Source organism: Salinimicrobium oceani (assembly GCF_012037645.1).
Genome location: NZ_JAAVJR010000005.1, coordinates 343,724 through 365,034, shown reverse-complemented (window position 1 = coordinate 365,034; position 21,311 = coordinate 343,724). Strand labels below are relative to the sequence as shown.

14 protein-coding genes are annotated in these 21,311 nt (G+C 38.7%); 8 read left to right on the top strand and 6 right to left on the bottom strand.

The window, feature by feature from the left end:
* Nucleotides 1-52: 52 nt before the first annotated feature.
* From HC175_RS11235 to uvrA, 3 genes are all read right to left on the bottom strand, one after another.
* Complete coding sequence (locus tag HC175_RS11235; protein WP_235942597.1) at nt 53-2,779, bottom strand: gluzincin family metallopeptidase; 2,727 nt, start codon at nt 2,777-2,779, stop codon at nt 53-55.
* A 272-nt stretch (nt 2,780-3,051) separates the two neighbouring features.
* Nucleotides 3,052-3,741, bottom strand: a complete 690-nt coding sequence (locus tag HC175_RS11230) for an LOG family protein (RefSeq protein ID WP_168138581.1) — start codon at nt 3,739-3,741, stop codon at nt 3,052-3,054.
* A gap of 17 nt (nt 3,742-3,758) precedes the next feature.
* A complete protein-coding gene (gene uvrA, locus HC175_RS11225) occupies nt 3,759-6,590 on the bottom strand; it encodes an excinuclease ABC subunit UvrA (protein WP_168138580.1) in 2,832 nt (943 codons plus the stop codon).
* A gap of 332 nt (nt 6,591-6,922) precedes the next feature.
* Between uvrA and HC175_RS11220 the strand changes: the two genes are divergently transcribed.
* The 6 genes from HC175_RS11220 (at nt 6,923) to HC175_RS11195 (ending at nt 15,803) form a co-directional block, all read left to right on the top strand.
* Nucleotides 6,923-7,921: a response regulator transcription factor gene (locus tag HC175_RS11220; protein WP_168138579.1), complete on the top strand. Its 999-nt coding sequence runs from the start codon at nt 6,923-6,925 to the stop codon at nt 7,919-7,921.
* 180 nt (nt 7,922-8,101) lie between these two features.
* The gene (locus HC175_RS11215; protein ID WP_168138578.1) at nt 8,102-9,610 is read left to right on the top strand and encodes a hypothetical protein; all 1,509 of its coding nucleotides are present in this window, start codon (nt 8,102-8,104) and stop codon (nt 9,608-9,610) included.
* 116 nt (nt 9,611-9,726) lie between these two features.
* Nucleotides 9,727-11,151, top strand: a complete 1,425-nt coding sequence (locus HC175_RS11210) for a hypothetical protein (protein WP_168138577.1) — start codon at nt 9,727-9,729, stop codon at nt 11,149-11,151.
* A gap of 90 nt (nt 11,152-11,241) precedes the next feature.
* The gene (locus HC175_RS11205; protein WP_168138576.1) at nt 11,242-12,177 is read left to right on the top strand and encodes a hypothetical protein; all 936 of its coding nucleotides are present in this window, start codon (nt 11,242-11,244) and stop codon (nt 12,175-12,177) included.
* 82 nt (nt 12,178-12,259) lie between these two features.
* The gene (locus HC175_RS24220; RefSeq protein WP_235942596.1) at nt 12,260-13,912 is read left to right on the top strand and encodes a thrombospondin type 3 repeat-containing protein; all 1,653 of its coding nucleotides are present in this window, start codon (nt 12,260-12,262) and stop codon (nt 13,910-13,912) included.
* 835 nt (nt 13,913-14,747) lie between these two features.
* Nucleotides 14,748-15,803, top strand: a complete 1,056-nt coding sequence (locus HC175_RS11195) for a M12 family metallopeptidase (protein ID WP_168138575.1) — start codon at nt 14,748-14,750, stop codon at nt 15,801-15,803.
* Between the two features lie 54 nt (nt 15,804-15,857).
* Here HC175_RS11195 and ggt read toward each other — a convergent pair whose 3' ends face one another.
* On the bottom strand, nt 15,858-17,552 hold the full coding sequence (gene ggt / locus HC175_RS11190) for a gamma-glutamyltransferase (RefSeq protein ID WP_168138574.1): 1,695 nt from the start codon (nt 17,550-17,552) through the stop codon (nt 15,858-15,860).
* Nucleotides 17,549-18,139 (bottom strand): acyl carrier protein phosphodiesterase, encoded by a 591-nt coding sequence (locus tag HC175_RS11185; RefSeq protein WP_168138573.1) that lies wholly within the window; start codon nt 18,137-18,139, stop codon nt 17,549-17,551. Before HC175_RS11185 ends, ggt begins: the two co-directional genes overlap by 4 nt.
* 164 nt (nt 18,140-18,303) lie before the next feature.
* On the opposite strand from HC175_RS11185, the gene glmM reads away from it, so the two are divergent.
* On the top strand, nt 18,304-19,695 hold the full coding sequence (glmM, locus tag HC175_RS11180) for a phosphoglucosamine mutase (protein WP_168138572.1): 1,392 nt from the start codon (nt 18,304-18,306) through the stop codon (nt 19,693-19,695).
* Here the strand turns inward: glmM and HC175_RS11175 are convergent.
* Complete coding sequence (locus tag HC175_RS11175) at nt 19,682-20,593, bottom strand: lysophospholipid acyltransferase family protein (protein ID WP_168138571.1); 912 nt, start codon at nt 20,591-20,593, stop codon at nt 19,682-19,684. The genes glmM and HC175_RS11175 overlap by 14 nt on opposite strands.
* A 55-nt stretch (nt 20,594-20,648) precedes the next feature.
* Between HC175_RS11175 and HC175_RS11170 the strand changes: the two genes are divergently transcribed.
* Nucleotides 20,649-21,299: a rhomboid family intramembrane serine protease gene (locus HC175_RS11170; protein ID WP_168138570.1), complete on the top strand. Its 651-nt coding sequence runs from the start codon at nt 20,649-20,651 to the stop codon at nt 21,297-21,299.
* Nucleotides 21,300-21,311 lie beyond the last annotated feature (12 nt).

Below are 21,311 nucleotides of genomic sequence, written 5' to 3'. Positions count from 1 at the left end.
ATCATCAAGCAAAAGCTGATAAAGAGAGATTCCGTAAAAAATTCCTAATTTCTTAAAACCAGTTTCTTGTAAAAAGACCCGCTAGTGTTTGAAGATCAAGGGTTGCAATAAAGCGAATTTTCTGGTCGTAGTTACCTCCTTCGAATTCCCAGCCATCGCTGGAATGTACAGGGAGAAATATTTCGAAATAATTCTGAACCAGACTAAGCCGAATTCCTGAGTCATATAGAAATTCTGCAGGTTCGAACCTGTTCTTTACCAGCCCAACATCGCTATAGGCATAGATCCATTTCCACAAGGTTACACTTCCGTTTACTGTAGTGATCCATTGATTGGCGAATTCGGGCTCTAGCATAGATTTGAATCCGCCCTCAGCCAGGATGATCTGTTGGCTGAAGACACCGCTGGTCTCACTTCTTCCGTAGTAATTATAGTCAAAAAGATAATCGGTCGGTCTATCAAGTGCAAAGCTGAAATAATCAGAATTAGGCATGTCATTATAAAGAAAAGCCCCTCCAAAAAAGCGAAAGCTGAGCTGCCTGTCATTCTTCAAAAGTCTTCTGTAATCTATGGTCAAGGATGATTTACTGAACTTTTCTGCAACCTGAAAATCCAGTCCGCCAGAGAGATGTGTGACAAGACCCGGGTTACTGTATGCATAATTCACATTGAATACGCTGTAATTCGGAACCTCGAGCGGCTGTTCAGGGTGCTGATCCCTGAAGACATTCACATTTCTTATAAGAATTCGTTCTTTCCGAGCATTACGCATATAAGAATTACGAAAATTCATGGACAGATAGGGTGTTAGCCTTTGATACATAAGATCAAAGCCGTAGGAAAATCTACTTCCGCTAATTCCGTAATTAAGTGCATACAAGTTGTCATCGTCAAAGAAAATTTGATGTGAAACTCCCGCACTTCCAACAAGGGTTTTACTTTTTGATGCGTAAAATGGAGAAATATTGTACTGGAAATTTCGATCCAAAACAGTTTTATTATACAGCTTTAAACCCAGAGCCAGACCGTCATACAGGTTGTATTGAAACTCGGGCATAAAAAATACCTGGTTATACCTGGGATCTTCAATATCCTTGAACAACCTGAATTGTAAAGGTTTATCAATGATCCCATTTACGGTTTTGTAGTTATTTCGCCTATTGATCTCGGGCACGAGTCCTTCGTGATTAAGCGCTATTTTATTTACTCCTGCAGCCGGGATATTTACGGTCTTGAGATTTTCTATGTGCTCCACCCAGGTGCTGAAAATCACTTCATTATCGTTGAGACCATAAACCTGAATAGGAACAGCTACTCCAGTTTTATTTCTAATGGTTACACTTATAGAATCTCCTTCTTTTGAAAGCGATTTGACCTTGAAATCGATCTTCTCATTGGTATCAACAAAGTCATCAAAGAACCAGGATATGTCCTTTCCTGCATTGGTTATAAGTAAATCCTTAAAATCTCCACCATCCACTGGCTTAAGCTGATACTTGTTATAAAATTCCTTGATGCTGTAGGACACTGTATTATCCTGAAGAAAATTGTCAAGATATTTTAGACCTACGCCAGCTTTAAAGGGATTGGAAATATTTTTGTTGAATTTAATGAGGGAATCCTGTGGCGTGTTTAGTGGCTGGTCAAGGTGTTTTCTTGCTGTAAACAGGTACATTAAACCATACTGGTCATTAAACTTGAGATTGGAAGCGTGGAACCATCTTACTCCAATAACATCACTAAGGCTTCCTAAAAGCTTGAGATCGGGATAGAATTCATCAATGTATTCCATCATCATATAATGTTGAATGGCATCGAGAATCCACTTGTCCTCCCGGGGATTGAGCATGAGCGTGTTTTCCAGGTAATTCTCTGAGAGGGTCTTTAATTGTTTAAGATCATAAGAAAATCCTTCGGGGAAAGGCCTTAAGAATTTTGGGAGCTGGTTTAGGCCATATACAGGATTTGAGGCATAGTCCTGCTGCGTGGAAAGCAGCTTATTATGTGGATAGTTGCCAAGATTGCTATTGAGAAAGGAAATGATCCTGTCAATGAAAAAGGATTTCATGACAGGATTGATACCATCATCAGAGATATTAGTGAGAACATGAAGGCTATCCACCTCCATCTCATCAAAAATTATTTCCCGTGTGAGGTGAATTTCTGTATTTATTTGATCATTACCAGTAAGAAAGACAGTTTTCTTTATTCCCTCTGGTTCGATTCTTTCAGTTTCATAGGCAGAAATAGCCGCCAAATTTACCGGAATTGTTAGCGCAATATCCAGGTTCATTTTAGGCAGATACAGGTCATTCATATTTTTATGACTATACACCTTCCAGCCATCCTGGTAGACGCCCGGGGCAATGAACCAGTACCTTAACTGGTAACTTCCTTTATTTTGAAAACCATAGCGGGTAAATTCATCACTTGGAACTTTGACGCTGTAGTTAAGGCGAAGTAAATACTTTTCCCTGGGAGCAATGGGTGCTGCAGGAGTAATTTTTAAAAGGTCTGGATTTCCTTCCGGGCGTTCCCATGAAACATCCTCAAAAGATGCACCTGTAATTGAATTGATCGTAGTACCTCCCCGTTTCTCCTGGCGAGCAAAATGGAACCTCCTGTCGTAATCTTCAAAAAATCTTCGTGCCAACGGAGTCCTGGTATCAGAAAAGGCGTTCATCCAGTCGCTCAGGTAGATCTCTTTAAGAGTATCCGGGCTCAAGTTTCTGTACTCTATGGTTTGCTGAATGTATAAGGATTTGATGGAATCATTCAATTCTGCTTTGACAAATACATTATGCTGCCCAAAAACAGTGGAGCAAAGTAGTGTCAAAAAGGGGAAAATAAAGAGGTTCTTATTCAAATGTATTGGAGGAAATAAAAAGATTATGATTTGAAATTCTCTGCAAGATATTATTTCAGCTTATAATATGCCCTTTCTTAATATTTATTTAGTAAGTAATAACGCTTTTGCCGTTTAGGAACTACGATATAAAAGAACAACAGCCCTTAGAAAAGAGCTGTTGAAAAATAAATGGCGACTCCTAATTAGAAATTCGGACTTAAATTGTACTCCTCATAAAACTTATCCAGAATTTCAATAACCTCATCTGCAGTATCAACCACTTGTAAAATATCGATATCTCCAACACTAATATTTTGAAAACTGTCTAAAAGGGTGGTTCTTACCCAATCAATTAATCCACTCCAGAAGTCTCTTCCAACCAGAATAATAGGGAACTTATCAATTTTGTTCGTCTGAATCAAGGTGATAGCTTCGAAAAGTTCGTCCAGTGTACCAAAGCCACCAGGCATTACAACAAATCCCTGTGAATATTTCACGAACATTACCTTTCGAACAAAGAAATAATCAAAGTTGATGTTTTTGTCATTGTCAATATATGGATTGTCATGTTGTTCGAAAGGCAGGTGAATATTTAATCCAACCGAAGTCCCACCTGCAAGATGAGCTCCTTTGTTACCGGCCTCCATAACTCCTGGGCCACCTCCTGTAATGATCCCGTAACCATGATCTACTATTTTTTTAGCAACCTCTTCGGTAAGCTTGTAATACTTGTGATCGGGTTTTGTACGTGCCGATCCGAATATCGAAACGCAAGGCCCTATTTGACTTAGTTTTTCATATCCATTGACAAATTCTCCCATAATCTTAAAAATAGCCCACGAATCATTTGTCTTAATTTCATTCCAACTTTTATTTCTCGTCTCTGTTCTCATAAATTGTAATACTGTGGTTAATTTAGTTCTTTTTGTAAAAAATGAGCGGTATAGCTCTTTTTGTCTTTGGCAACTTCTTCGGGAGTGCCGGTCGCTACTACCTCACCGCCATTCTGTCCGCCTTCGTAACCAATGTCAATAATATAATCGGCCATTTTGATGACGTCCAGGTTATGTTCTATAATAAGTACTGTGTTCCCTTTATTAGCCAGCTTGTTCAAAACTTCCATCAATACCCTAATATCTTCAAAGTGAAGGCCTGTAGTTGGTTCATCAAGAATATAAAAAGTATTTCCTGTATCTCTTTTTGAAAGCTCTGTTGCCAGTTTGATCCTCTGGGCTTCCCCTCCAGATAAAGTCGTGCTCTGTTGCCCCAAAGTAATGTAACCTAAGCCAACATCCTGAATTGTCTTTAACTTTCGATAAATCTTCGGTATGTTTTCAAAGAAGACAACCGATTCATTAATCGTCATTTCCAAGACATCTGAAATCGATTTTCCCTTATATCTTATCTCCAGGGTTTCTCTGTTGAATCTTTTTCCCTGGCAGGTCTCACATTCTACATAAACATCGGGAAGAAAGCTCATCTCGATCACTCTTAGTCCCCCACCTTTACAGGTTTCACATCTTCCTCCTTTTACATTAAAACTAAATCTGCCGGGTTTGTACCCGCGAATCATGGCTTCGGGTGTTTTTGCAAAAAGGTTCCTTACTTCAGAAAAGACTCCTGTATATGTTGCTGGGTTTGACCTTGGAGTTCTTCCAATTGGGGTTTGATTGATATCAATGACTTTATCGATATGTTTTAGGCCTTTTATGCTCTTATAGGGTTTGGGTGTTTTTACCCCATTAAAATAATGAGCGTTCATAATAGGGTAGAGGGTCTCATTAATGAGTGTAGATTTTCCACTCCCAGAGACACCTGTTACCGCAATCATTTTTCCGAGAGGAAAGCTCACAGTGACATTTTTGAGGTTATTCCCGGTAGCACCGGTAAGGGTGATCTTTTTTCCATTTCCCTTGCGACGCTTCTCCGGTACCTCGATCTTCATACTGCCATTAAGATAATTGGCTGTAATGGTATTGTGTTTTTTTATTTCGGCAGGTGATCCCTGGCTAATTATTTCTCCTCCATGTCTTCCTGCTTCGGGACCTATGTCAATTACATGATCGGCCCTTTCAATCATATCTTTATCGTGTTCGACAACAATTACCGAATTTCCCAGATCTCTTAAAGCCACCAAAGAATTGATCAATTTTTCGTTGTCTCGCTGATGAAGACCAATGCTGGGTTCATCTAGGATATACAACACACCCACGAGTTGGGACCCTATTTGAGTAGCTAGTCGAATACGCTGCGCCTCTCCTCCCGAAAGGGTTTTAGATCCTCGGTTAAGGGATAAATAATTTAATCCCACATCTACAAGAAACTGCAGGCGCACCTTTATCTCTTTAATGACTTCGGAAGCTATTTTTTGTTGTTTTTCTGAAAGCTGACTTTCAAGGGCCTCGAACCAGTTAGAGAGATCAACAATATCTTTTTGAGCCAGTTGAGCTATGTTCTTACCTTGTACCTTAAAATAAAGTGACTCCTTTCTTAGGCGACTGCCCTCACATTCGGGACAGGTAATTTTGTCCATATATTCTTTAGCCCATCGTCGCAGAGCAGTAGATTCATTTTTATTATAGGTTTCCTCGATAAAGGTTGCGACCCCTTCAAAATCGATCTTGTACTCTCTGTTAATTCCTAAGGTCTTGGATTCTTTACTGAATTTTTCCTTACCTCCGTAAAATATCATTTTGAGAGCCTCTTCGGAAATTTTTTCAACAGGATCTGACAAGCTGAAATCGTAGCGTTGAGCGATCAACTCCAGCTGACCGAAGATCCAGTTCTTCTTTTGCGGGCCATGAGGAGCAAGGGCACCGTTTTTAATACTTTTTGAAGGGTCTGGTATGATCTTCTTCTCATTTACTTTATGGAGGGTTCCAATTCCGTTACACACTGGGCAGGCGCCCTTAGGTGAATTAAAGGAGAAATTATTGGGCTCCGGGTTGGGATAGGAAATCCCGGTGGAAGGGCACATTAAGTTTCTGCTGAAATATTTCAGATCTCCGGAATCCTGATCAAGGATCAACAATACATTGTCTCCATGATACATTGCGGTTTTAATACTTTCAGAAAGCCTTTTTTCAATAGTCTCTTCAGAAGAGATCTTTAACCTGTCAACTACAATTTCAATGTCATGGACCTTATACCTGTCGAGTTTCATGCCCTTAACGATGTCTCGTACTTCTCCATCTACCCGCACCTTTACAAAACCCTGCTTCGCAATTTGTTCGAACAGCTCTCTGTAATGCCCTTTTCGGGACCTTATTACGGGAGCTAAAATATTCACCTTTTTATTTTCAAAATTTTCGAGGATCAAATCCTTTATTTGTTCGTCCCCATAGCTTACCATTTTTTCTCCTGTGTTAAAGCTGTAGGCATCACTGGCCCTTGCAAATAACAACCTAAGGAAATCATAGATCTCTGTAATTGTCCCTACAGTACTACGAGGGCTTTTGCTAGTGGTCTTTTGTTCAATGGCAATAACAGGGGAGAGGCCATCTATTTTATCAACATCGGGTCGTTCCAGGCCTCCCAGAAACTGCCTGGCATAGGCAGAAAAAGTCTCAATATATCGTCGCTGGCCTTCAGCATAAATTGTATCAAAGGCCAACGAGGATTTGCCGGAACCGGATAATCCCGTAATGACAACCAGTTTCTCTCTGGGAATTTTGACATCAATGTTCTTGAGGTTATGAACTCTAGCTCCTAATATGTCGATATGTTCTTCTATAGCTGCCATAAAAATTTTGCAAGGGGGCAAAGGTACTGAATGAACCTCAATTACGAAAGAAGGAGCTGTTTCACACAGAAGTTCAGATTCACCCTACAAGTGCTAAAATTTTTCTGTCAAAAGTTTTCATAATTGTCCCATTGAAGGATTAAAATTTGGTTAATTCTACTCAATTATGTAGGAATTTATGCTTTTTAACTTATTAAAAGTCAGAAGAGTAGCACAAAAGATTAGCAATACTTTTAAAGTAGGTTATATATCTTTACTCGTGAAATCAAGGAGTTCCAGTCCATTCCGACAGAAAGGAAATGAGGAATTTTATTCGATGAAATTGTAAGAATATGGAAAAGAAACTACTACTGCTAATTTCAAAAAATCAGGATTTCGCCTCGGGCATTGAAACTGCCGGAAGAAGAGAATTTCAAACTACTACGGTTAAAAACATCCACGCCGGCTATCCTTTGGCTCTAAACATTTTACCAGACGTCATACTTATTGATTATGCTTCTCTGGGCCTGGAGAGCCTTAAAAATCTTCAGATATTTAAATCTACACATTTTTTAAATAAAAGTCTGCTCTTTTTATTCGGAGATCAGGAGAACAGGAAAACCCTGGACAAGAATTTTCGTGATCAGGTAGATGGGATTATCTATGATAAAGGTTCCTTTGGCTGTATTGTTTCAGAAATAGAAGATAAAATAAAGAGGAACAATTGTCTGACCAATTATTGGAAGGACTCCTTTATGGGCTTATTCAACCTACTGAATCACCCTGTTATTCTTCTTCAGGATGAGAAGATAGTTGCCATGAATGATTCTTTTAAAAATGATTTTTTCATTACTGGCAGACAGAAAATAAAGCTTACCGATTTTGTGGTGGAGAAAAACAAGATGAAGGTAAAGGAAACCCTTAAGAAATTTGTGAAAGGTAAACACATGAAGGCTACCACCAAGACTTCATTAATAATGAATGAAAAAATTCGCGAAGCGCGTATCACTTTTTCCAAGTTAGATAAAGCACTTTGTGGTCAATTGATCATGATGATAAATTTTACAGGGAATGACTTTCCTCTTAATAATGAGATCGGATCAAATTCAAAGGAAATAGAAAATTATTTCTCAAATAATCATATTTCAGAAGTTGCAACCTTTACCAAGAGAGAAAAGGAGATCATTTCGCTTTTGTGTAAAGGCTATAAAACCAAAGAGATTTCAGAAGCTCTGTGTATTTCATCTAAAACGATTGAAAAACACAGAGCTAATATTATAAAGAGGACTCATTCGGGAACTATTTTAGAAAGTATCGTTTATGCAATGAACCATAATCTCATAGATATATAAAACTAAAAGTAGGGATTCCCCCCATTGCGGGAGGTTAGGATTAATCCTACATTAGAATGCCCTCCTTAAAGTATAATCACAAGTCATTAAAAACCAGTAAAGTGGATGCGAAAAATTATTAACCATTCTATATAATATTTATTAACCATTCTAAATTTTATTAATCAAAAACCTTTAACTATGAAAAACTTCAAAAACTATTTAGCGTGCCTGTCGATGTTCGCGCTAATTTTTACATCCTGTAGTAAGGATGAATCTGGGGTGGATCCCACCACAGAGAAAGCTACCCTTTCTTTTGGGGCTATTGTTGCCGACCTGGCAAATAATTCGAACAAGCAATCTGATGTAGGGGATCTTCCAGCTTGTTCTGAGGCAGCACCTTCTTATGTTGAGATCGTCTTAATGCAAGGTGACGAGTATGTTGTAGGAGAAGTAGAGCCATATCGTGTAGATTTAGTAGCAGGACAGGTTTTCACTGAAGAAGATGCAGCATTGGAGCTCGAACCAGGACAATACACTCTGGAGCATTTCGCCGTATATGACGCAGCAGGAAATCTTACCTGGATTGCACCTAAAGGTGGTGTTTTAGCCGAGTTTGTTGATTCTCCACTGCCTTTAACAATTGATTTAGGAGCCGGAGTTAAAAAATATGTTGACGTTTCGGTACTGTGCTATGATGACAGAGATGTTAACCAGTACGGTTACCTCTTCTTCGAATTTGATACCACGAGAGCTTTTGAGTTCTGTTTCTTCGCGAATTATTGCCCACCAAGCGGCAGACACTTTCCTGCAAGATTCTCTGTTGAATTCTCTATTGATGGTACAGTTATTTACGAAGCGGAGGAAAACATCAATAACGTAGGAGTCAACAATTTTGGTGATAATTTCGCAGATCCTATATGTTTCGCCTTACCAGATCTTGCACAATACGGTGATGATGAGGAGTATCTGGATTACACCATCACCTTACTTGATTGGGAAGGTGTATATGATGGCCCTGGAACAGTGATCACAGGAAGTTTGAGCAGAAACGAAGTTGAAGCCAACTTTGATGGTCCTAATAATGTAAATTACGAGCACATAAGATTTGGATGTACAACAACACCTCCTCCTAGTGGAGATTGCCCAGCTGGACAGGATCCTGATGGTGATGGTATTTGTAATCCTAATGATGATTGTCCTACAGTTCATACTGATGATGATGATGATGGAGATTGTATCCCAAACAACGATGATCCATGTCCTTATGATCCTGCAAATGAGTGTGATGATAATGGAGTAGGAGAAGGATGTGAAACAGCCTATATGTTTGGAGATGTAGAATTAAATTCTCTTGACTATCCAGGAAATAACTGGGGATGGGGTCTTGTAATTGACGCAGACGATATTGCAGCTGATGAAGACGGAGTTTGGAGAATTCCTTTCTACGCAGGCGCTGGTAAAAATGACATCTCAAAAGGTTGGGAAGCAGGTCATGTTATTATCACCCTTGATGGAAATTCTCTTGATGTCGATTTCGATCTTAACGATGGAGTGACCATGAATGACACCCATATCTGGGTTGGTTCAGACTGGCCAGAAAGTCGTGCACCAGGACAATTTGATCTTGGAGAAGATTCCTTCACTGTAGGATCTGCACCTCACTATATCATTGTACATGCAGAAGTGTGTGGTGATGAGGAAGACTAACAAATAATTCTAAAACCGTCCCGGGAAACCGGGGCGGTATAATACAACGCCCTCTACTGCGGCTTACAGAATTGTATTTATTAACCATTCTAAATATTAATTAAAACCAAAACGTTATGAAAAAAATTTCAAACTACTTATGTTTCATTGCGCTTTTCGCAATGGTCTTTACTTCGTGTAGTAAGGAAGAAGAGAATGTTACAGCAAATGATCCCGACAAGGCTACCTTATCTTTTGGAGCTATATTAAAGGATCTCGCTAACCAATCTAACAAACAATCTTCAACAGATGATCTACCAGCCTGTACAGAAGGTGCAGTTGCAGCTTATGTAGAAATCGCTTTGTATGAAGACGGCCAACCAGTAGTTGGTAGTACCAGTACTCCATTTAGAGTAGATCTAGTAGGAGGACAAGTATTTACTGAAGAAGTTCCGGAGTTAGAGCTAGAACCAGGAACTTATTCCCTAGAACATTTTATGGTTTATGATACCAATGGCAATTTACTTTGGGTTGCTCCACGAGGCGGTGTATTAGCCGAATTTGTTGCAAATCCACTTCCATTGAACATTGACCTTGGAGCGGGTGTCAAGAAATATGTAGACGTATCAGTGATCTGTTATGATGACAGAGATGTGAGAGAATATGGATATCTATTCTTCGATATCGACACCAATGAGGCAATTGAATTCTGTATTTTCGGAAACTATTGTCCTCCTTCAGGAAGACACTATCCAGCAGAGTATAGTGTAAGTGTTTGGTCTGGTACCAGTGCTTCTGGAACAGCACTTTACACCAACGTTTCTAATGAAACCGGTTACTATGACAATGGAGACTTCTATGCAGAACCATTGTGTTTCGCACTTCCTGATACAGATGGACTTGATGAGTACTATTTTGAGATTACTCTTAGATCTTCTGATGAATACGGTACAGTTACCGAAAGAGTAGTGAGAAGAGGAACAATTAACGATGACATTGTAAGAGCATTTTTTGATGGAGATGATAACCTAGATTACTATCACTTTAGAGAAGGTGAAGGTTGTGGCGATGATTCAACACCGATTTTTGAAGATCCAGAGTCTGACTCTGTTTTTTACAAAACTTGTGCTTATCCAATGAATGGAAGTAATTCTGTAGCCTTGACTTACCTGGAAGTTAATGGTGATGTACTAAAAGCTACAGTACTTGCGGCTGGTGTAACGCCAAACAGAACTCATCCTCAGCACTTGCATGGATTTGATGATGGTACTAATTCCCAGTGTCCTCCAATGAGTGCAGATACTAATTCTGATGGTTTTATAAGTCTGGAAGAGGGAGCTCCTTACTATGGCGGTGTTCAACTTTCACTTAACTATGAAGATGAGACATTCCCTGTTGCAGATGCCAATGGAATTTACACTTATCAAAGAACTTTTGACTTAAGTGAGATGGATCTACCTTCTTGGGAAGATATGGCTGTAGTAGTTCATGGACGTATGGTGAATGGAACCTATCAGGCTACACTTCCTGTGGCTTGTGGACAGGTTTCTAACCTACCGTAAATAATTAATAAGTAAAAAAGAGGCCGGGTCAAACCGGTCTCTTTAAAATAAATTTAACCATTCTATTTATTAACCAAACCCTGATTTATTATGAAACGAACTAAATTTTACCTGAGCTTTTTGGCGATGTTCGCCCTGCTTTTTACCTCATGTAGTAAAGACGACAATTCGTCTTTAGCATCAGATTCAGATCTGGCTACACTTTCTTTTGGTGCCATTGTTGAAGACCTGGCGAGTAAATCTACAGCTAAACAATCAGATGTTGGTGATATGCCTGTTTGTACAGATGATGTCGCTGCATATGTAGAAATTGTACTAATGGAAGGTACCAATGCTGTAGTAGGAACTACAGCAGATCCTTATAGAGTTGATCTAGTAGCGGGACAAGTTTTTACGCAGGAGGATGCTGCACTTGAACTTGAACCTGGTACTTATTCACTGGATCATTTCTCAGTTTATAACGCCGAGGGAGATCTTCTTTGGCTTGCTCCTAAAGGTGGGGTGTTAGCAGAATTTGTAGATAACCCACTACCCTTAACCATAAACCTAGGTGCAGGAGTTAAAAAGTACGTAGATGTTTCGGTAATTTGTTATGATGATCGTAATGTGAATCAATACGGTTACCAATTCTTTGAGTTAGACATCAATGAGGCTTTTGAATTCTGCTTCTTTGCGAACTACTGTTCACCAGATGGGCGTCACTATCCAGCAAGATATTCTGTAGATATTTCTATAGACGGTACTTCCCTTTATAGTGGAGTCATGAATAATGTAGGAAGAGATGAAAACGGGGATCTTTTTGCTGATCCATTATGTTTTGCACTTCCTAATCTTTCTGAATATGGTGATAATGAAGAGTACATTGATTATACAGTGACTTTACTTGACTGGACTGGAGAAGCAGATGCTTATGGCGATGTTGATCCAATAGTTATCTCTGGAAGTTTAAGTAGAGCAGAAGTTATGGCCAACTTTGATGGAGCCGACAATGTAGAATATGAACATTTGAGATTCGGATGTGAATAAAAAAATAGAGGAAGCTGTGAAAGCAGCTTCCTCTTTATATTTCTAATTAACCATTCTAAATTATTAATCAAAACTGTTAACTATGAAAAAAATTAAAATTTACTTGAGTTTTATAGCAGTGTTTGCACTGCTCTTTACCTCTTGTAGTAAAGAAGAAAATTCAGCAATGAATGATTCTGAAAAAGCGACCTTATCATTTGGGGCCATTGTTCAGGATCTTGCGGGGAAATCTACCGACAAGCAATCGGATGTAGGAGATTTACCTGCCTGTACTGATGACACACCGGCATATGTCGAAATAGTTCTTAACCAGGGAGGAAATGCAGTCGTTGGATCTTTAGCAGATCCATATCGTGTTGACCTTGTAGCAGGACAGATCTTCACAGAAGAAGATGCCGCACTAGAACTTGAGCCAGGAAATTATAGTCTGGAGCATTTTTCTGTATACAATGCAGAAGGAGATTTGATCTGGCTTGCGCCTAAAGGAGGAGTTTTAGCACAATTTGTTGATAGTCCGCTTCCTTTAAGCATAGACCTTGGAGCTGGAGTAAAGAAATATGTGGACGTTTCCGTTATCTGTTATGATGACCGTGACGTGAACCAATATGGTTATCTATTCTTTGAACTTGATACCAATGAAGCATTCGAGTTCTGTTTCTTTGCGAATTATTGTACTCCAGAAGGAAGACACTATCCAGCAAGATATTCTGTAGACATTTCTATTGATGGCACCTCTCTTTATAGTGGTGTAATAAATAACACAGGAAGAAATGATGACGGAGATTTATTTGCAGATGCAGTATGTTTCGCACTTCCTAATTTGGACGCATATGACGATGATGAGGAGTATATTGACTATACACTTACCCTACTTGACTGGACAACAGAAGATGATGCTTATGGCGATGTAGAACCTATGGTGATCTCTGGAAGTTTAAGTAGAGCAGAAATTATGGCCAACTTTGCTGGTGCCGATGAGGTGGAGTACGAACACGTGAGATTTGGATGTGGAGATGACGGAGGTGAGACTCCTGTAGACTCAGATAATGATGGTGTCATTGACGAAAATGATAAATGTCCTAATACACCAGCTGGTACAGAAGTTTATACTACTGGAGAACAGGCTGGATGTGAAAAGCAAGTAACTGAAACAGATTCTGATGGTGATGGTGTAATAGACAGTGAAGATAATTGTCCTAATACTCCTAATGGTGCCACAGTAGATATTAATGGTTGTCCTATGGACTCAGATGGTGATGGAGTATGGAATGGTATCGACCAATGTTCAGGTACAGAGAGTGGTGTTGAAGTAGATGCAGTAGGATGTCCTGTAGTTGTTGATGAATGTGCAATTGAAGATGCAGACTCAGCATGTACAACTGGATATTTGGAAGGAGAAAGTGGATGGGTTTTAATTGAAGAACCAGAGGATTTTGCAGGAGCATATTTCTTACTAGAAAGCACAAGCTCTACAGATCCGCTATCGACTATCACCGTAAGTTTGTCTGCTGGAATACCACACTTTATCATTAATTCTACTACAGAATTTGCAATTCAGGATTATATCATTGAGGTATCTCAAAGTGGAGATGGTTCCACTTCTGTAGTGTGTGTAGCTGAAAACAACATCACTGCGAGCACAGGGGATACACCAGATGTAGAGCTAGATTTAGCTTCTGGAATTACTTATCCTTTCTATGCTCGAGTTCAGGCGAATGTTTGTCCTGAAGAATAGAAATATCATTTAGAGGTGTATTAGCACCTAATCTTTTCTTAAAACCGTTCAAATCAAATTTGAACGGTTTTTTTAATTTCCTATTCTACCATGCTGTTGGTGGTAAATTCGAACTGGTTACTTAGTAAAAAGATTTTAAAATGTGGAAGGCGCCGTAGCAATTCAAGTCTGTACCTTTCATCTATTAGACTTCAGCTTTAAAAAGGGTTCTCTCTTACTCTTATTCTATCCCTTTTCCACCTTCAATCTCTTCTGACACCTCAAGATCTTTTAAGAAAAAGACGAAATCTTTCCTACAGGGAAGTTGAGATACTGCTACTGATCATAAAAATAGAATATCGATGAATGGCATAAAAAAAGGATGAAAGACTGCCATTTTTTAAAAGTTTTTAAATTTTTTATTCTTCGATTTCAGGCGCTGTTCCTTTAATAAAATAAGGAGGTCGAGTTACTAATCGTAAGAATTTTCTTCCATAAATTATTAATAACCAGTATGTTAAAGTTTTCAAAATGACTACTAAAATAATATTAATTTATATTTTTACAGCACACAATTATTTCTAAAGAAAAAATGTTTCACTTAAAATACTTTAAATACGAACCAGATAGTGCCCTAAATGAAATCCGTATAAACTTCCACCATGTTAATCTTTTATTAAAATCTACTTTGGCACAGTTATTACAAAGAAATGAGCAGCAAAGAGGAATTAAGATTTCCTTTTGTTTTTAAAAGCTTTTATTTAACGAAAAACTGATAGTCATCGAAACTTTAAGAAATACAAATAGTACAGTAAATCCCAAGTTTACAATGTTCGAAAAAACAAAAAGCCTACTTATGAGAAACTTTAAATTCACTTATTTACTACCAGCGCTAGCGTTTCTGGCCTCTTGTAGTAAAGATAACCCCAACGAATTAGAAGAAATTAATACTGATTCTGCCATTGAAGCGGTTGCAAATGAAGAAATGGTTGAATTAGCCAGACCTGAATCTGGTCCTGTAACCACTGTTTATTATGCTGGACAGGAATTTCCAGTAGAGGAATTTAATGGAGATTACGTGTACCAAGGAGATATTTTATTTCCTCGAGACCTGGTTAGTCAAAGTGAGGTCCAGTTGGTCTATGAAAAAAATGAAGTTCCACAAAACAAAAGTGTTGGAAGAACCTCTGGACTGTGGCCTAACAACACTGTCTATTACTCAATTGAAAGTGGTTTAGACAATAAAGCCAGAGTTTATGACGCTATTAAGCACTGGGAATCAAATACCAACATCAAATTTGTAGAGAGAACCAGTCAATCGAATTATGTTTATTTTGTGAGCGGTTCTGGCTGTTCTTCTTATGTTGGAATGATTGGAGGAAGACAGAATATTACTCTTTCTAGTAGCTGTTCTACAGGGAATACTATTCATGAAATAGGGCACGCTGTAGGCCTTTGGCACGAACAGAGTAGGGTAGATCGTGAAAACTTTCTTACTATAAACTATTCTAATATACAGAGTGGAAGAGAGCATAATTTTCACACCTATGCTCAACAAGGAATGGATGGTAAAGAATATACGTCTTCTTTAGATTTTGGATCTATCATGATGTACGGTTCCTATTCATTTTCCAGCAATGGGAAACCAACTTTGGTAAAAAAAGATGGAAGCACGTTTAACGTACAGCGATCTTCTCTTTCTACTGGAGATAAAACTGGAATAAATAATATGTATCCTTATTCTTCTGGAGGTGAGAGCACGACTACAACTCCTGTATATACTAATGGCGAAACTTACACTGTGAGCGGCTTAATTGTCTTAAGAAGATTTGACCGCTGGTACTATTACCATTCACGTTATGGATGGAAAGAAGTACGGTTATCTTCTTCAGGTCACTGGTACTATGCGTAATAATGAAAATCTAATTATAAAAAAAAACCGGCTTTCGTGCCGGTTTTTTTATGCTTAATAACCAACAGCGGTGTCGTCTCCTCTTGGATCTGCACCTCCTTCCAACCAGCCATTTTCCATCTTCAGGATCGCATCTACTTTTCCAAGAATGCGTGAGTTCCTTTCATTCACCTCATATCCTTTGATTCTTAGCTCCTTTATAATGAGCGGATCAAAAGCATTAGGTTCAAACACGATTTCATCTGGCAGCCACTGGTGGTGAAAACGAGGGGCTTCAACGGCCTCCTGCATGGTCATATCAAATTCGGCCACATTTATAATTGTTTGCAAAACCGACGTAATAATAGTTGATCCCCCGGGTGAGCCCAGGGCCATATATAATTCACCGTCTCTTTCCACAATGGTTGGTGTCATAGAGCTTAGCATCCTTTTCTCAGGTGCTATGGCATTTGCTTCAGCCCCAATCAACCCAAACATATTAGGAGTACCGGGTTTTGCGCTAAAATCATCCATTTCATTATTTAAAAAGAATCCTAGTTCCTCTATGTAAAGCTTTGAACCATAAGCACCATTAAGAGTAGTGGTTACGGCCACTGCATTTCCAAAACGATCTACAATAGAATAATGCGTGGTTTCATCGTGCTCAAATCCTTCGATTTTACCTGGTGAAATCTCCTTTGATGGTGTAGCCTTTCCAAAATCAAAATCCTTCATACGAGTGTGTAAATATTCCACACTTGTGAGTTGGGATGTGGGGATTTCCACAAAATCTGGATCACCGAGAAATTTACTCCTGTCTGCATATGCTCTTTTCTCTGCTTCGGTCACAACCTGAATTGTAGGAACTGAATTATGTCCTAATTCCTTTAACGCAAAAGGCTCTATCATCTTCATTATTTGTGCTAATACAATTCCCCCGCTAGAAGGCGGTCCCATAGAGATTATTTCTAAATCTCTATACTTGAAAATTATGGGAGATCTCCATCTAGCTTCATAAGCAGAAAGATCATCTTTGTTGATCAATCCTCCTTTTTTTAGTACAAAATCAGATAAAACATCTGAAGTTTTGCCAAAATAAAACTCTTTTATTCCATTTTTGGCAAGCCTTCTCAAAGTTCTGGCAAGTGGCGGATTTTTAATGGTATCACCTGCTGAATATTCTTTAGAAAATAAGATCTCCTTTCCATTGACCTCTATCATTTCAGAGCGATGGGTACGTAAAGCATTTGCTTGCTTTTCCGTAACTACAAATCCATTTTCGGCTAATGATATAACCGGTGCTAAGATCACTTCCACAGGTAATTTCCCGAATTTGTCATGGGCTTTAAAAATCCCGGCAACAGTCCCCGGAACTCCAACTGCCAAACTACCTTTTTGACTTCTTTCAGGAACTGCCTTTCCCTGCTCATCCAAAAACATGTTCTTAGATGCCCCCATTGGCGCCTTTTCTCTGTAATCTAGTGTGCCTGTTTCACCATTTTCCAGGCGATAGACCATAAATCCTCCGCCTCCTAAATTACCTGCGTAAGGATAACAAACAGCTAATGCCATTTCTGTCGCCATCATAGCGTCAAAAGCATTACCGCCTTTCTTGAGAATCTCAATACCAATTATAGAAGCTTCCTGCCTGGCAGAAACAACCATCGCATTTTCAGAAATCACTCCTCTTGAAGAGCTCCTGGAAACTTCTGGTGCTGTTTTACAAGAAGATATAATGAGTAATAGAAATAAATAGTAAACGGTTTTCATTCTTTTATTTGTAAGATTTGGTTGGCTGAAAATTTTTGGAGCTGTGGGAAGAAAATATCGAAATCATTTTTAAAGTCATCATATTGATGTTCTAAGTCATAAATCGCTCGATCCATTTGAACCACATTTTTGGTTCTTTGATTCATTTGATAAAGTATTCTATGAATGCCTTCCATGGAAGCATAACTTAACAACCAGTTATCTGCAATCATGTATGGAAGAAACTGCTGAATGCTATCTGGGAGCAGATCGAAATTTCTTTGAAGGAGCTTATAAAAATCGGCTACGAATTTTTCTAAGGGCACCTGTGAGAATTTTGCCCATTGAGAAGCTAAAAAATGATCATAGTAAATATCGACAATCACTCCGCTGTAATGATGGTAGTTTTTATGAAGCTTCGCCGTACTCTTCTTCACTATGGGATGAGTGTCTGTAAAATGGTCTATTCTTCTATGCAGAAGAATTCCATGTTGAACCCCAGGTGGATATTTGAGGTATTTTTTTCCCTTAATGGAATCTGCTATAAAATTTCCGAGGATGAGCTCCTCATTCTTTCCGGAAAGATATATATGCGCAAGAAAATTCATTCAGGCTAATATAATCATTAGGAGTGTTTAATTTTTGTTAAGGTTTGTTCCTGCTTCAGAAGGGCTGTATCTTTGTCTCCGTTCATTTTCCCAGCTCAAAAAAAATCTTAAATTTTTATGGGGTTCGAAAAATGACATTTTAGACTAACATTTTTAAATCACTTATGACACTAATAAAATCAATATCCGGGATCCGGGGAACAATAGGAGGGAAGCCTTTAGATAATCTCACTCCTATAGATGCAGTAAAATTTGCCGCTTCTTATGGCACCTGGCTTAAGAATAGTAAAAAAGGTAAGAAACTCAAAGTTGTAGTGGGACGAGATGCAAGAATCTCTGGCCCTATGATTCAACAGCTTGTAATGAACACCTTAATAGGTCTTGGGATTGATGTTATCGATCTTGATCTTTCTACAACTCCAACAGTAGAAGTGGCAGTACCAATGGAAGAGGCCGACGGCGGAATAATTCTTACAGCCAGCCACAATCCTAAACAATGGAATGCTCTAAAATTATTAAATGAAAAGGGAGAATTCTTAAGTGGCGAAGATGGTTCAGAAATATTAGAGATTGCCGAAAATGCAGACTTTACTTTTGCCGATGTAGATGACCTGGGAACTGTGCAAAGCGTTGATCATTATATTGATACACATATAGAAGAAGTGTTGCGGCTATCTTTGGTAGATGCCCGCAAGATCGCTGAGGCAAAATTTACTGTTGCTGTAGATGGAGTCAATTCTACCGGTGGTATTGCAGTGCCAAAGCTTTTGCGTAGACTTGGAGTTGAAGTGGTAGAATTATACTGTGAACCCACGGGACATTTTCCTCATAATCCAGAACCTTTAAAGGAACATCTTCATGAAATATGTGAATTGGTAAAGAATGAAGGAGCCGATCTTGGAATAGTAGTAGATCCAGATGTGGACCGACTTGCTTTTATTAGTGAAGATGGAGAGATGTTTGGGGAAGAATATACGCTCGTCGCATGTGCAGATTATGTCTTAAGCAAAACATCGGGCAACACGGTTAGTAATCTTTCTTCCTCCCGGGCCTTAAAAGATATTACGGAGAAGCATGGTGGCAAATATGAAGCAAGTGCTGTAGGAGAAGTGAATGTCGTAGAATTGATGAAAAGAAATTCGGCAGTTATTGGAGGAGAAGGGAATGGAGGGATCATTTATCCTGAGCTTCACTACGGAAGAGACAGCCTGGTAGGAATTGCTCTGTTTTTGACATTTTTGGCAGAGAAACAAATGAAGATGTCAGAATTAAGAAAGACCTATCCTTCCTATTTTATGAGTAAAAATAAAATTGAACTTACTCCTGAACTTGACGTGGATGAAATTTTAAGAAGTGTGAAGGAGAAGTTTTCAAAAGAAGAAGTTTCTACAATAGACGGAGTTAAAATTGATTTTCCAGAATACTGGGTACATTTGAGAAAATCAAATACAGAACCGATCATTAGGATCTATACCGAAGCAAAAAGCCAGGAGAAAGCTGATAAGGTTGCCGAAGAAATGATAACGGAAATCAAAGAAATTGCTAATCTCTCCTAATCACAACGGCATTTTCCGGAATTGAAATATCTTTATGTTTCCAACGCTTGTGAGTCCATAGGTAATATTGGGGTGCTTTGATGATCTGTTGCTCTAATTCCTCAAAGTACTCACGAATGATCCTATAAGGAGGTTCATTGGCAGGATCATAAGATAATGTTTTAAAAGAGGCTTGGTAGTAGCCTCTTTTTGTTTTCTCTACGTGCAGATAGACCACGGCCATATCTAAAGTTCTGGATAAATTCTCAATTCCCGTAAATACCGGCACGGTAATGCCCATAAAGTCGATCCATGCTTTAGTACGATTAAGCTTGGGAGATTGGTCGGCGATCATCGCGTAGACTCCTTTTATACCTGCCCTTTCATTTGCTGAAATAGTTTTTGTTGCTTCGGTTGTAGGAATTAGGACTCCGTCGTAACGTCCCCTGATGTCTTTTGCTAACTTGTCAAAAAAGGGATTTTTGATCTTCTTGTAAATTCCGAAGCCTCTGTAATCCAGGTTATAAAGCTGAAGTGCATTCATCCATTCATAACTTGCATAATGCCCACAGGAGAGGAGGATGCTCTTATCCATATCTCGTATCTTCTGTATCTCCTCAATATTTGTAAAGGTGAATCTTTTCTTCAGCTCTTCATTGGAGATAGAGATGCTTTTGATCATTTCCAGAAACATATCTACCATATGCTGGTAAAATGCTTTTCTAATTATCGCGATTTCCGCATCAGATTTTTCCGGAAATACCAGCTTTAAATTTTCCCAGACTATTTTTTTGCGGTATCCCGAAATGTGATAAACAACAAAAAACACTACATCTGAAAACAGATAGAATAACCTGAAGGGTAATAAGGAAATGAGCCGTAAAATTGGGTAAACCAGCAAGAATGCTAAACGCTGCATGTAAAAGTGATTTCGGCAAATATATGGTATATTTGGCACTAAATTTTTAGCGTCTATGGGAGATTTGAACCTCGTTACAATGATCATAATTGCTGCAAATGTTATTTTTTCCTTGAAAGGATTTAATGACCGAGGCTTTTTTGAAAGGTATAAATTCAATACTGCAGCAGTTAGAAGAGGAGAGAAGGTCAGAATATTTTCTTCGGGATTTCTGCACGTTGACATGGGGCACCTTTTTCTTAATATGCTTACTCTTTATTTCTTTGCAGATGTTGTTATTGCTTCCTTAGGCAGTATTGCATTTCTTCTAATCTATGTAGTAAGTCTTTTGTTAGGAAACCTTCTTTCCTATTATTTTCATAAAGAGGAATTTGAATACAGTGCCGTAGGAGCAAGTGGTGCCGTTTCGGGAATAATATATTCTGCTATCCTGCTTTATCCCGATATGAGTTTGTATTTATTTTTCATTCCCATTCCTATTCCTGCTTATATTTTCGGAATTGGATATCTCCTTTACTCTATATACGGAATGAAAAACAGAATTGGAAACATTGGGCATGATGCTCACTTTGGAGGAGCTGTTGGTGGATATATCATTACTTTACTTCTTGTGCCCCAAATTTTCGTGACGAGTCTTTTCATGGTGATCCTGTTAGCTATTCCCATAGTTCTACTTTTTTTCCTACAAAAAACGGGAAGAATCTGACACTGGCACTGA

Excerpts from the sequence above, each read along its gene's own strand:
- uvrA (WP_168138580.1), bottom strand. The coding sequence starts at position 6,590 with ATGGCAGCTATAGAAGAACATATCGACATATTAGGAGCTAGAGTTCAT.
- glmM (WP_168138572.1), top strand. The coding sequence starts at position 18,304 with ATGACACTAATAAAATCAATATCCGGGATCCGGGGAACAATAGGAGGG.
- HC175_RS11215 (WP_168138578.1), top strand. The coding sequence starts at position 8,102 with ATGAAAAACTTCAAAAACTATTTAGCGTGCCTGTCGATGTTCGCGCTA.
- HC175_RS11170 (WP_168138570.1), top strand. The coding sequence starts at position 20,649 with ATGGGAGATTTGAACCTCGTTACAATGATCATAATTGCTGCAAATGTT.
- ggt (WP_168138574.1), bottom strand. The coding sequence starts at position 17,552 with ATGAAAACCGTTTACTATTTATTTCTATTACTCATTATATCTTCTTGT.
- HC175_RS11195 (WP_168138575.1), top strand. The coding sequence starts at position 14,748 with ATGAGAAACTTTAAATTCACTTATTTACTACCAGCGCTAGCGTTTCTG.
- HC175_RS11230 (WP_168138581.1), bottom strand. The coding sequence starts at position 3,741 with ATGAGAACAGAGACGAGAAATAAAAGTTGGAATGAAATTAAGACAAAT.
- HC175_RS11205 (WP_168138576.1), top strand. The coding sequence starts at position 11,242 with ATGAAACGAACTAAATTTTACCTGAGCTTTTTGGCGATGTTCGCCCTG.
- HC175_RS11175 (WP_168138571.1), bottom strand. The coding sequence starts at position 20,593 with ATGCAGCGTTTAGCATTCTTGCTGGTTTACCCAATTTTACGGCTCATT.
- HC175_RS11220 (WP_168138579.1), top strand. The coding sequence starts at position 6,923 with ATGGAAAAGAAACTACTACTGCTAATTTCAAAAAATCAGGATTTCGCC.
- HC175_RS11185 (WP_168138573.1), bottom strand. The coding sequence starts at position 18,139 with ATGAATTTTCTTGCGCATATATATCTTTCCGGAAAGAATGAGGAGCTC.
- HC175_RS11210 (WP_168138577.1), top strand. The coding sequence starts at position 9,727 with ATGAAAAAAATTTCAAACTACTTATGTTTCATTGCGCTTTTCGCAATG.
- HC175_RS24220 (WP_235942596.1), top strand. The coding sequence starts at position 12,260 with ATGAAAAAAATTAAAATTTACTTGAGTTTTATAGCAGTGTTTGCACTG.